Raw genomic sequence first — 12,603 nt, 5'->3', positions numbered from 1 at the left:
CCTTTTTTGTTATTACGGGTTTAATTAACGAGCATTCAGCTTGCTTTAGCTAATGTGCCCGTATTTTCATTCGCCGATAATAATCGTTTCCCGTCTTTGCTAAAGAGGTGTAAGTGCTGTTTTGCAACATTCAGGGTTAATATTTCTTTGCTTGAGAAGTGTTGCTCGGGCGTTACAGCCGTAAATATTTTATCATTGACTAAACCATGCACGAGTTGATTCGGTCCTAATGGTTCAACAGCTTGCACGGTAAGTGAAAAATCTAATCCAGTATTCGAAGGCTCTAATAAAGCATGTTCAGGTCTAATGCCTAACTGGATTGTCTGCGCTGGTAAATGTGCGTATTCGGATAAAAATATGCTTTGGTCTTCAAATGTTACGACGCCATCGATAATTTCAGCTTGATGAAAGTTCATCGCGGGACTCCCAATAAAGCTGGCGACAAAGGTACTTGCTGGTTGGTGGTAAACTTCGGCGGGCGTACCAACTTGCTCTATTACACCTTGATTTAATACTATGATGCGGTCTGCTAGCGTCATTGCTTCAACCTGATCATGTGTGACATAAACACTGGTTACGGCTAATTCTCGTTGTAGCTTCTTAATTTCTAAACGCATGTGCGCACGTAATGATGCATCTAAGTTAGATAAAGGCTCATCAAATAAGAACAATTGGGGATCGCGTACAATTGCGCGACCCATAGCAACACGTTGGCGTTGACCACCTGATAACTTAGCTGGCTTACGATCTAGATAGTCCGCTATTTTTAATGTAGCAGCTACTTTCTCGATTTTTAATGCAATTGTTTTTTTATCTATACCTCTATTTTTTAATCCATAGGCTAAGTTTTCATATACTGTCATGTGTGGATACAAGGCATAATTTTGGAATACCATCGCAATATCGCGACTTGCTGGCTTCTCATTATCGATACGACGATTATTGAGGTGTATCTCACCACTGGTGATTGATTCTAAACCTGCAATAGATCGTAAAATTGATGATTTACCACAGCCAGACGGGCCCACTAATACAATGAATTCTCCTTGTTTAATATCAACAGAAACATTTTTTACTGCTTGGTGGCCGTTGTCATAAGTTTTAACTAAGTTTTTAAGTGCTAACATATTCTATCTCTTTAACAAATTAGGTGTTGGCGGTGATTAAAACCACGGCTATTTTTCAGTTTCAACTAGGCCTTTAACAAACCAGCGTTGAAAGATGATGACGACTAATATTGGTGGCAGCATGGCGAATATAACTAATGCAAATGCTTGGTCATAACGCGGTTGGCTACTTTGGCTAATGTCGCTCAGTAACTGCTTAATTCCCATGACGATGGTGTTGTAGCTTTCATCCGTTGTCATCATGATTGGCCATAAATATTGATTCCAACCGACGACAAACATAATGATAAAAATGGCGGCGATCATGGTTTTTGATAAGGGTAATAAAATATCGATAAAAAAGCGGACTGGTCCGGCATTATCGAGTTGCGCCGCTTCCAATAATTCATTCGGAATTGTGCGGAAAAACTGGCGGAAAAAAAACGTTGCAGTAGCCGATGCAATTAACGGCAGGATTAACCCCGAAAAACTGTTTAGCATACCCAAATTAGCAACGACTTCGTACGAGGGGATGATCCTTACTTCTAGAGGAAGCAGTAGGGTGACAAAAATAAGCCAAAACCAAAGCGATGCAAATGGCATACGGAAGTAAACTAGCGCATAAGCGGCCATCATAGAAATGATGATCTTGCCGATAGCAAAGCCAAGTCCCATGATCATTGAGTTAATTATCATGGATTTTGCGTTTACGCCACTGCTAAATCCGATACTTTTACTCCAAACTTCACTGTAAACTGCGCTGAAGTTACCGCCTGGTAACCACTGTAACCCATCACTGATAATGGTATTTGGGCTGTGTGTCGAACTGGCAAATATTAACCAAATAGGGATGATCATAAAGAGTGCACCGATAATCAGGATCACATGATCTAGCCATTGATTTTGTTTCATAATTAAATTCTCATTTTTGTTAATCAGTCTGCGATTAATAATGCACGCGTTTTTCGATAAACTTGAATTGAACCCAAGTTAATAGCAATACTAAAACCAGTAACACTACAGATTGTGCTGCGCTGCCACCGAGATCGGTACCAATAAAGCCATCGCGATAAATTTTATATACCAATGATGTTGTACCGCCGCCAGGTCCACCTGACGTCAAGGTATCAATAACCCCGAAGGTTTCAAAAAAGGCATAGGTTAAGTTGATGACAAGTAAAAAGAACCCCGTTGGTGCAAGTAGCGGGAAGGTGATGGTCCAGAATCGACGGCGATCACTTTCGCAATCCAGCATTGCAGCTTCATTTACCGCATATGAAATGGATTGTAGACCGGCCAAAAAGTAGATGAAATTGACGGATACTTGTTTCCACACCGAGACTAAGACCAAGACAAATGTCGCGTCAAAAGGGTTGGTATATAAGCTAAAGTCCCAACCTAGACTGGCAAAAATATCGGTGAATACACCAATGTGTGGATTAAAGATAAAGCCACCCATAATACCTGCCACAGCAGGCGCAACCGCGTACACCCAGGTCAACGTTATTTTATAAGCACTTTTACCATGTAGGATATTGTTGGCTTTAACCGCGAGCAGTAAGGCAATAGCCAAAGATAGAAAGGAGACTACTACGGCAAAGCCAAGGGTGAAAAAGACAGATTTTAAATATTCAGCTGAATTAAAAATAATGCTGTAGTTTTCTAATCCGACAAATGTAGATGATAGACCCCAAGGATCTTCTAACATAAATGATAGATAAACGGCTTCAGCGGCTGGATAGAAAAAAAACACAGCGATAATTGCAATTTGTGGTACTAAAAGAATATAAGGCAATGCCGAGTGGGTAAATTGTTGGCGTTGTTCCACAATAAAAACCTAATGAATTAAAAGGAATAGGTTAACTGTGGCACACACGGTGTGAACCACAGTCAGTAATAGGCTATCGCACAGTTCGAGCGAAACGATTTAGGATAACCTGGCTTTCTTTATCGATATTGTTAAGCGCTTTTTCTACCGAAGTTCGGTTAGCAAATACGTTATCAAACTCACGATGCATGACTTCTTGGATTTGTGAGTAGAAACCTAAACGGTACCCTCGTGTCCATTCACCACCGGCTAGGCTAAGTTGTTTAACGCCCACTTCTGCATCTGGTTGTTCTTGGTAGTAACCTGATTTTTTGGTTAGCGCATAAGCCGCTTTTGTTACGGTTACGTAACCCGTTGACTTATGCCAAAACATTTGTGTTTCAGGACTGGTTAAGAAGCTAAAGAATGCGGCTGCAGCTTGCTGTTCTTTCTTCGGTTTACCATCAATAGCGAATAAAGCCGCACCACCAATAAACGTACGACCCGCATCTTTATTAATTGATTTCCAATACGGTAGGTAGGTTGTGCCTAACTTAAAGTCAACCCGATTTCGTAAACCACCAAATGAGCCTGATGACCCCATCCACATGGCGACTTGCTGCTTTTCAAACGGTATTTGGTTTGCATCCCAATCTGAGCCGTAATATTTGTAATAGCCGTTGTCAGACCATTCTTTTAATTTGTTAAAGTGCATCTGCATATCAGGCGTATTGATCATCAGTTTGCTTGCAGGTGCATCAAAGCCATTATTTTTATTCGCGACGGGTAAGTTATGACGAGACTTGAAATTTTCGAACATGATCCAAGGTGTCAGCGATTGTGAAAACGTGGCGTAACCTTGTGCTTTTAGTTTCTCTGCGACTTGTTCCATTTCTTCATAGGTTTGAGGTGCGTTAACACCGACCTTATTTAGGATATCTTTATTGTAATAAAGTACAGGTGTCGAACTGTTGAAAGGCATGCCAATCATTTTACCGTTACTGTCAGCGTAAAAATTACGAACACCTGCAATATAGTCTTGATTGTTAAACGCATAACCAGACTCAACCAAAATATCTTCTACTGGTTTCGCTACACCTCGTGCATTAATGATCGTCGCGGCACCGACATCTGCAACTTGTAGTATGTTCGGCGCTTGACCTGCTCTGTAAGCTGCAATACCAGCGGTGAGCGTTTCAACATATGATCCTTTGTATACGGGCTTGATTTTGTATTCGTCCTGAGACGCGTTAAAGTCACGAGCAATTGTATTTACTGTTTCACCAAGTTGACCACTCATTGCATGCCACCAGGTAATGTTGGTCTCTGCCATGCTTGTGTTTGATAGTAATGAAGCCAAAATTCCGATTATCAATCGCTTTTTCATCTCAATCCTTAATGATTATCTAGTTAATACCTGTAAATGTGATGCCTATATTAGGGACAAATGATGACGGTTATGTTGCACTTTTGTTTCGGTAATGTGACGTCGGTAATTCGATGCTGATAAATGACGATGTGATGATATGTATTGAACTATTGTGTGCCACTGATTAAGTTGTATCCAATGGGTTAATGTATGAATAGTAAACAAGGTAAATTATGGTCATGAAGAGTAAGCAAGGTAAATTATGGTCATGAAGAGTAAATACTCTTGAGTCGATTTGTAATATTGACTATCTTCACGTTTTTCAAAGGCATACAGTGCTTTGTTGATGCGAATTCTTTAAGGGATTTAGCCGTCAGCTTCACTACCGTCTTAGCTATTTATCACTTTTACTATCAATTTAAGCATCGACTTAAGTAATAATAGGATTGTTCATGAACAACACAAATAAAGCACTATCTTTCACATTGGCAACACTTGTATCTACGTCAGCTCTTGCTGATACGATAGATACCGATGATTTTTCTTTTGGTGGGCGAGTTGAAGGATGGGGAGGGCTTGTTGATAGTTCTTATGAAGATAATTTACGTGTTCGTTTGAATGGTCAAGGTAAGCACCAAATTAATGGTTCTATCAAGGCGGTTGGTAAATTGGAATTTGAGGCTACAGGAACACAGTCTTCATCTGATCATATTAGCGATTATACACGTTATGCATATGTTGGTGCTGAAACTGCTTACGGAACGTTAACATATGGTACGCAAGATAATGCTGTTACATATCTAACTGATTTTACCGACATGGCTGAAATTTTTAGTGGTTATACAAACACTGGCATTGTAGCAAGTGACGATAGGGCTGAAGATACAGTTCTTTATAGCCTGACCAAAGGTGATTTTAAATTCAATGCATCAGCTAACCTAAGAGGAAATGTAAGTGGCGGCGGCGTGATGCTTGCTTATCAACTACGCGAAGATATTGAAGTTAGCGCTGGTTATGCGGGTACAGAATCAAATATGTATAACCCATCATCAGATGTATACATGCTTGGTGCTCGTTATACTAAAGATAGTTTTTTACTTTCAGGCTTAGTACAGCAAGGAACTATAAATGGTGCAGACTTCGATGCCGTTGATGCATTTGCATCTTATGACTTCGGTGAAAATAAGGTGAGTGTTTCGTATAATTATTTAAGTGCTGACAATGCGCCCAATCAATATATTAATTTCGTAGCATTTGAATATGGCCGTTATATTGGTGACTTAGCGCTATATACTGGCTACAAAGTCGCACTAAGCACGGATACTTCAGCGGGGGGTGGCAGCAATGCAGATGAATTCATGTTGGGTGCGCGTTATTCTTTCTAATGCAGACTTATTAATTCAAGTTTAAACTTAAGTAAAATGGCTCTGTTCCTCCAGATGATTGATGACACTTATTAAGTACAGTTGACATCTCGGGGAACAGAGCCTTTTATTTATAAATTAATACACTAAATCACAAGGCCTTTACCATGAAAAAAAGTCTCATCATTTTATTCTTTACGACATTAATTTCTGGTTGTGCAGGGCTGGGTGTCGCGACTGTTGGTGCCGTTATGTATTACAAGAGTCAAAACCATGAAGTCGCAACTGTCGACATTAAGGCATCTGCTAATAACGTTTATAATGCCGCTCTTAATATTTTGAATAGTAATCCTGACGTAGGGATTGAGAATCAGGACGATTCTGCAATGCTGTTAGATATTCGGCAGGCGGATACCGCAGTCACCCTTAAAGTCGCGAAAATTAATAGCAATATTTCTCAGCTGACAATCAGTGCTGATGCGAGCGTTAATAATGGCGTCAGTCGTGTTCTAGAGGGAGTATTTAGAATCTGTAAGGAACTTAATGTGGAATGCGAATTGAATAACCAGTAAACCTCGTCACATGCTACAATCGACACTGTCTTTTGTATTTACAGGTAAATACAAAACCAATTGATAGTCGATAACAAAGAGGGAGTTGTAGTATGTTCGGAGTAACAGAACTGTGGTTATTTGTGGTATCAGGCATCATGTTAAACTTGATCCCCGGTCCTGATTCTTTATATGTTATTGGTCGTAGCGCAGGCCAAGGTTTTCGTGCAGGTTCTGTCGGTGCGTTTGGTATTGGTGCTGGCACCTTGGTACATATTCTTGCAGCTGCGTTTGGCCTGTCGGCTATTTTAGCCACATCGGCGATGGCATTTACTGTTGTTAAAGTAATTGGCTGTATTTATTTGCTATATATTGGTTTCAGTATGCTGTTATCAAAGAATAAAGTCGCTAATGCTGATATTGAAGCTAGTGCCGAAAATAAAAATACACCGTTATCAAATATCTTCTTTCAAGGTTTTTTAACCAATGTGTTAAATCCCAAAGTAGCCTTGTTCTTTTTAGCTTTTGTCCCGCAATTTATTGCCATGGATTACCCAGATAAAGCGATGTCATTTATTTTTCTTGGGGTTATTTTTAATATTAACGCTATGATCTGGTGTCATATTTTAGCTTGGTCATCATCGTCGATTAGCGGTAAGGTTAAACATAATCAGCGATTAACGACTTATTTAACGACTTATTTAACGAAACTCACAGGTGGTTTGTTTCTGTTTTTCGGTGTTAAATTAGCGATGAGTAAACAAGGCTAATTTCGTACAATTTCCGATTTTGCTGTTTATACCATATTGGCTATAATTAAAAACCAGTAAGTTACTTACTTACTGGTGAGATAAGGGCCAATAATGCAATTTATCAATAACTACAGAGGGATTGCTATTCTACTCATTATGTTGATTCATGCCATTGGCACGATCGACAATGATGATTCTGTGATATTGTTCGGCATTGGTTTGTTACTCGAAAACTCGACAGTATTATTTGTCGTTGTTGCGGGCTATTTATTTTCGGCTTTATCAGCCAACTTTGATTACCTTGAATTTCTAAAACATAAATTTAAGGTGATCATTGTCCCTTACTTTTTCGTCTCACTTCCCGCTATCTTAATTTATATGACAGGCCTTAAAAGTACCCATTTTTGGATTGATATGGATTGGTTTCGTAGCTTAAATCTAGCCTACCAATATTTGTACTTAATGGCTTCGGGTTCGCACCTTGTCACGTTATGGTTTATTCCGATGATTATTCCATTTTATCTTCTGAGTCCGGTTATTATTTATATCAAAAATAAGTGTTTGTTAGAGGCGTTTTTTATCGTGTCATTAGTGCCTGCTTTATGGTTTGGTCGACCGTATTTTAGTGAGAATAATTTGATATGGAGCGTGTATTTTTTGCCTGCTTATTTACTGGGCATGGTACTTTGGCTGCGGCCACGTATTTATGAAGTGCTAGTAGAATATAGTAGTTATATTTTAGTTGGTTATATCGTTATTTATCTTTCTAGCTCTTGGTTTTCTGCGTTTAGTTCGTCGGTTGATTTACTGTGGAAAATGAGCTTGTCTGTGATTTTGATCGCCTGCTCTAAACGCCATCTATCGAAGAAGAATAGGTGGTTAAATATGTTTGCTCATTTGAGCTTTTATCTGTTTTTTGTGCATGGCTATTTTATTGGTGTGATTAGAATTTTGTATAAACACTTTAATACTGAAGTGAGCGGAATTATTGCGGCATCGGCCAGTTTCTCAATCACAATATTATTGTCGTTATTGTCTTTTGTTATCATTAAACTGATTTTAAAGGAAAAATCGAAAATGTTTGTTGGTTTATAGTCCTGTGGTTATGACTAATACGGATGGAGTCTATTAATTGTTATTTACGTCAATCGAAAGGGGGGCGCTATGTTTTTTAATGATTTACGACGATTCAAAAATAACATTGCGTTGATTGATGCTAAAAGTGGTGAACAAGTCACTTATTGTGAGCTTGATGATCAAGTTGATATTTTAGCGAAGAAACTTGGTTGCCATAAAGAATTAGTGTTTATAGAATCAAAAAATACGATTAAGTCGGTGATTTGTTATTTAGCATGTTTAAGGAGTAATAAAGTTATCTATCTCGCAGATGATTTTGAAAGTGAAAAGTCTGCGCAACTCATCAATTATTACCAACCGAACCTACTTATAGATGCGTCTGGGCATACTCACCATCATTCACACCTTGTTTATCTTTTACATACTGATTTAACCTTGTTGTTATCTACTTCGGGTACCACTGGTACGCCTAAGTTTGTTAAGTTAAGTTCGAAAAATTTGCAGTCAAATGCCGAATCTATTGTCGAATATCTTCATTTAAATGAAGAGGATATTGCGTTAGCGCACTTAAAGCTACATTACTCTTATGGTTTATCAATTCTACATACGCATCTACAAGTTGGCGCATGTACTGTGTTTAGTCAGCAAGGTGTATTGGATACGGAGTTTTGGGATGATTTAGTCACTTATTCTGCGACCAGTTTTGCGGGGGTGCCCTATACATTTGAAGTTTTATTAAAAACCAATTTTGATTTTAGTTGTTATCCAAGTTTACGTTATGTTACTCAGGCTGGAGGTAAGTTAGAGGATTTTTTAGTTAAGGAATATGCTTTGCAAGCGCAGGTAAATGGTATTGAATTTTTTGTCATGTATGGGCAAACAGAAGCATCACCAAGAATATCGTATCTTCCACCTGACTTAACGGTGGACTTCCCTGGTTCCATTGGCCGTTCTATTCCGCAGGGTGAATTATTTATTGTTGATGATGAGGGACAAAAGATCAATGCGCTAGATACACCAGGGGAGTTGGTTTATCGAGGTGAGAATGTGATGATGGGTTATGCTAGGTCGATTGATGATTTAGCTATCGATGCGACCCCCTCTATGTTGTTTACGGGAGATATTGCTTGCCGAACACAGCATAGTCTTTTTTATCTTATTGGTCGGACTAAGCGCTTTGTTAAGTTGTTTGGGCTACGAATTAATCTTGATGATGTCCAAAGCTTTGTCAAAAAGCTGTATCCGCACAGTGCGGTGACCGGGAATGATGAAACAATTATTATTGCGTTAGAAAACGCTCAAAGTGGGCAGGGTAAAGTGTTAAATACTGCTGAGAGTAAAGCACTGCTCACTCGCTTAAGTGACGCTTATGCGTTGCCACGTGATAAATTTATGATCTCTACGTTTCAATCGCTTCCACTACTCGAAAATGGTAAATATGATTTACGTACTATTGAGCAGCAAGTTTATAAGAAACACAGCATCGGTTTTTTACAACGCTTGCTTAATACCATCGTGACCATTCTAGAATTGGATACAAAAGAATGGGACAGTATCTCTTGTCTATTTATGGCGGCTTTAGGATTAAAAGAATTAGCGTTAAGTGATAGTTTTAATGATTTAAATGCAGACTCTCTGTCATTTGTTTATTTATCTGTAGAGCTAGAGCATTGTTTGGGTAACGAACTACCTGATAACTGGCAAACGTGTAGTATCGAAGAGCTTGAATTAATTTATACTGCGGTGCGGTTTGATTATTGAAAATGGCGGCCATGTCACTATTATTACATTAGGAAGTAGCCGCCTTTTTATCATCTTTTTACGTATTAAGTCAGAAGTTGATAATGATTAAGATGCTAGCACTAGAATGATGAGTACAGGGCAAACAATACGTACATACCAAGGCCATATTTTCCAAAATAAACTATCTTCGAGCTCTGTACTGCCTTGTTTAATTTCGGCAAGTAGTTGGTCACGACGCCATATCCAACCCACTAACAATGCGAAGATTAGCGAAAGAATTGGTTGTGCATAAACCGTTGTTGCTGTGATCACTAAGCCAAACAAATCACCAAAATTAAAGATAATCACTGTTGAAATCAACGTAATAATACCGCCGATCCACCAAACGACTGTAGAGCGGTCCTTTTTCAATTCTTCAGTTGCGCACGATACAGGTACTTCTAACATTGCGATTGATGACGTTAGGGCGGCAATAAGCATTAATACAAAGAACAAAATGCTGATAACAATGCCCATCGTACCCATGGTATCAAACATTGCAGGTAATACATTAAACACTAACGTATCAGAGCTAAGCAGGGCTCCGGCAGCATCATAAATTTCAACGCCATTTTTCTGTGCCACGAACATCGCAGGTAAAATCAGTAGGCCCGCACCAAATGCAACACCAGTATCGAGCAATGCGACTTGCACGGCTGTTTTTGGAATATTGGTATCTTTACTTAAATATGAACCATATACCATCATCGCACATACGCCCAATGATAATGAGAAGAAGGCTTGACCCATCGCACTGATCATTAAGTCTGAACTTAGGTGTGAGAAGTCGGGAATAAGATACATTTCAAGACCTTCACTCGCGCCATCGAGTGTTAAGATATAAGCTGTCAGCAAACCAAATAAGATGAACAGTAATGGCATTAAACGTGAAGACCAGCGTTCGATACCGTCGGTAACGCCGCTTTTAACAACGTTGATAGTCATTAACATGAAGATAACCATCATTACCAAGTTACGCGCTGTGCCAAACGAATCAACCCATTCAGCCGCAGTATCAAGACCGATAAGTGTAAACAGTGGAGAAAGTAATGAACCTAATAACCAGCCCGCAACAATTGCGTAAAAGCTTAAGATCATTGATACCGCAACCATACCTGCTATACCTAAACCTGCAGCCGCCATTTTTTGTTTTGGCCAAATAGATTGGAGTGATTTGATAGGGTTGGCTTGACCGTGACGACCGATGGTTAGCTCTGCCACGAGTAATGGGTAAGCTAGAATAAACACCATTAATAAGTAAACAAGTAAAAATACAGCCCCGCCGTTACTCGCTGCTTGTGTAGGGAAACCCCAAATATTACCGACACCGACAGCTGAACCTGCTGCTGCCATGATGAAGCCGAATCGAGACGAAAATTGTGCTCTTGAACCTGTTGCCATTTTTATTCCAACGTATTTCTTGCCGAGTAAGTGGTTAATTTTGAGAATTGTGTACATGGCCCATCGTGGTGTAAACCTTTGTGTACACATGGTCAAAATTAGATTTCAATTGTATTGGTGACAAGTAGAACAGTTTTATCGTATTATTAAAAGCCCGAAGGGCATATGTTTCATTTATTCGTGTGTCATCAGTTTATAATTTAATCAATTTATTAATATTAAGCTTATCTGACTCATCTGAATCTTTATATTCAATATATAAAACTTCAGTGGCCTGCCGTGGTGTTGTCTCGGCTCTTACTCTCATTCTCTAACCAGTTGAATTTGATAACCTATGATTTTCTCCAAACTTAATAGTAAAACATGCCATTTTTCCGCTCAAAAAAAAGGATTAATGGCTTCAATAATGGCTTCTTGTTTATTTGCATTGCTGCCCTTGTATGTACAGTTCCAACCAAACTGGCCAGAAACAGGTGTTGCCGGAGGCGCTGGTCATTGGCTAGCCGGGCAAAGAGTGTTGTGGAGTGCCGTCATTATGTTATTGGGTTTAATCGTAGTAGGGCGAATATCATTGTTGTGGGAACAATTAAAACAGTGGCGGTTATGGCCGCGATTTTTACTTTCCGCCTGTTTAATTGCGCCACAGTTTTGGATTTTTATCTGGGCGCCGCTACAGGGTGAAATACTGTCTGTGGCATTAGGCTATTTTGCGCTACCTCTGATCTTGGTTGCGGTTGGTTATTTTGTTTATGGTGAGCAATTAACCCGTGCACAGTTACTCGCATGCACGATTGCTGCTTGTGGTGTTGTTTATGCCTATGTCATTGCTGATGGCATCTCTTGGATTGTGTTTGTGATTGCTTTAGGTTATCCGCTGTACTTTATGAATCGCCGACGTTATCCAATGGCGAGCGATCTGGTATTCACCTTAGACAACATTTTTTTACTGCCAGTTGCACTGCTTGGTATGCTTTATTTACAACCTTTTAATGATTGGCTACAAATCGACGTCTGGTCTTGGGCTTATTATTTAGGACTCGCGATTACAGGTACACTACCGATGCTATTATTTTTATACGCCTCACAAATGCTCCCACTTAGCCTGTTTGGTTTATTGACTTATTTAGAGCCGACATTAGTTTTTTGTGTTGGCTTATTACTTGGTGAGCGCATTGAACTAATCCAATGGCCGATCTATGGGGCGATTATGCTTGCCTTGGTATTAATTGCTGTGGATAGTTATAAACGACGCGGTTAGTACGATATTGGAAATAATGAATGCGCAAATTAGGAATGGATTGATCTAAGCCATATTTGGACTGAAGCGTGCCAGACTTGCAACTCTATTTTTTGCATATAAAAGCCCAAGGGGAGTTGGCGCGTTAAAAACTAAG

11 protein-coding genes are annotated in these 12,603 nt (G+C 39.4%); 6 read left to right on the top strand and 5 right to left on the bottom strand.

Annotated features, from left to right (window positions below; translation table 11 throughout):
- Positions 1 to 35: 35 nt before the first annotated feature.
- From ugpC to HWV03_RS13415, 4 genes are all read right to left on the bottom strand, one after another.
- The gene (gene ugpC / locus HWV03_RS13430; protein ID WP_211676373.1) at positions 36 to 1,127 is read right to left on the bottom strand and encodes a sn-glycerol-3-phosphate ABC transporter ATP-binding protein UgpC; all 1,092 of its coding nucleotides are present in this window, start codon (positions 1,125 to 1,127) and stop codon (positions 36 to 38) included.
- A gap of 48 nt (positions 1,128 to 1,175) precedes the next feature.
- Positions 1,176 to 2,018, bottom strand: coding sequence for a sn-glycerol-3-phosphate ABC transporter permease UgpE (gene ugpE, locus HWV03_RS13425; RefSeq protein ID WP_249185308.1), 843 nt, complete (start codon positions 2,016 to 2,018; stop codon positions 1,176 to 1,178).
- A 34-nt stretch (positions 2,019 to 2,052) separates the two neighbouring features.
- Entirely contained in the window at positions 2,053 to 2,934 is an 882-nt protein-coding gene (locus tag HWV03_RS13420; RefSeq protein WP_211672026.1) for an ABC transporter permease subunit, read from the bottom strand.
- 73 nt (positions 2,935 to 3,007) lie between these two features.
- The gene (locus HWV03_RS13415) at positions 3,008 to 4,300 is read right to left on the bottom strand and encodes an extracellular solute-binding protein (RefSeq protein WP_211672025.1); all 1,293 of its coding nucleotides are present in this window, start codon (positions 4,298 to 4,300) and stop codon (positions 3,008 to 3,010) included.
- Positions 4,301 to 4,734: 434 nt separating this feature from the next.
- Here HWV03_RS13415 and HWV03_RS13410 point away from each other — a divergent pair, with 434 nt between their 5' ends.
- The 5 genes from HWV03_RS13410 to HWV03_RS13390 all read left to right on the top strand — a co-directional run bounded on the left by HWV03_RS13410 (position 4,735) and on the right by HWV03_RS13390 (position 9,787).
- The gene (locus HWV03_RS13410; protein WP_211676372.1) at positions 4,735 to 5,667 is read left to right on the top strand and encodes a porin; all 933 of its coding nucleotides are present in this window, start codon (positions 4,735 to 4,737) and stop codon (positions 5,665 to 5,667) included.
- Between the two features lie 146 nt (positions 5,668 to 5,813).
- Positions 5,814 to 6,218, top strand: a complete 405-nt coding sequence (locus HWV03_RS13405) for a DUF3568 domain-containing protein (protein ID WP_211676371.1) — start codon at positions 5,814 to 5,816, stop codon at positions 6,216 to 6,218.
- A gap of 92 nt (positions 6,219 to 6,310) precedes the next feature.
- Positions 6,311 to 6,967 (top strand): LysE family translocator, encoded by a 657-nt coding sequence (locus HWV03_RS13400; protein WP_211676370.1) that lies wholly within the window; start codon positions 6,311 to 6,313, stop codon positions 6,965 to 6,967.
- Positions 6,968 to 7,060: 93 nt separating this feature from the next.
- Positions 7,061 to 8,044 (top strand): acyltransferase family protein, encoded by a 984-nt coding sequence (locus HWV03_RS13395; RefSeq protein WP_211676369.1) that lies wholly within the window; start codon positions 7,061 to 7,063, stop codon positions 8,042 to 8,044.
- A gap of 69 nt (positions 8,045 to 8,113) precedes the next feature.
- Positions 8,114 to 9,787, top strand: a complete 1,674-nt coding sequence (locus HWV03_RS13390) for an AMP-binding protein (RefSeq protein WP_211676368.1) — start codon at positions 8,114 to 8,116, stop codon at positions 9,785 to 9,787.
- An 87-nt stretch (positions 9,788 to 9,874) separates the two neighbouring features.
- Here HWV03_RS13390 and HWV03_RS13385 read toward each other — a convergent pair whose 3' ends face one another.
- Positions 9,875 to 11,209: a sodium-dependent transporter gene (locus tag HWV03_RS13385; RefSeq protein WP_211676367.1), complete on the bottom strand. Its 1,335-nt coding sequence runs from the start codon at positions 11,207 to 11,209 to the stop codon at positions 9,875 to 9,877.
- A 406-nt stretch (positions 11,210 to 11,615) separates the two neighbouring features.
- Between HWV03_RS13385 and rarD the strand changes: the two genes are divergently transcribed.
- A complete protein-coding gene (rarD, locus tag HWV03_RS13380) occupies positions 11,616 to 12,467 on the top strand; it encodes an EamA family transporter RarD (RefSeq protein ID WP_255546811.1) in 852 nt (283 codons plus the stop codon).
- Positions 12,468 to 12,603: the final 136 nt, after the last annotated feature.

Origin of the sequence: Moritella sp. 36, assembly GCF_018219415.1 — a bacterium.
GTDB lineage: Bacteria > Pseudomonadota > Gammaproteobacteria > Enterobacterales > Moritellaceae > Moritella.
The sequence above is the reverse complement of the archived record's forward strand: the minus strand, read 5'-3'. Positions and strand labels throughout refer to the sequence as shown.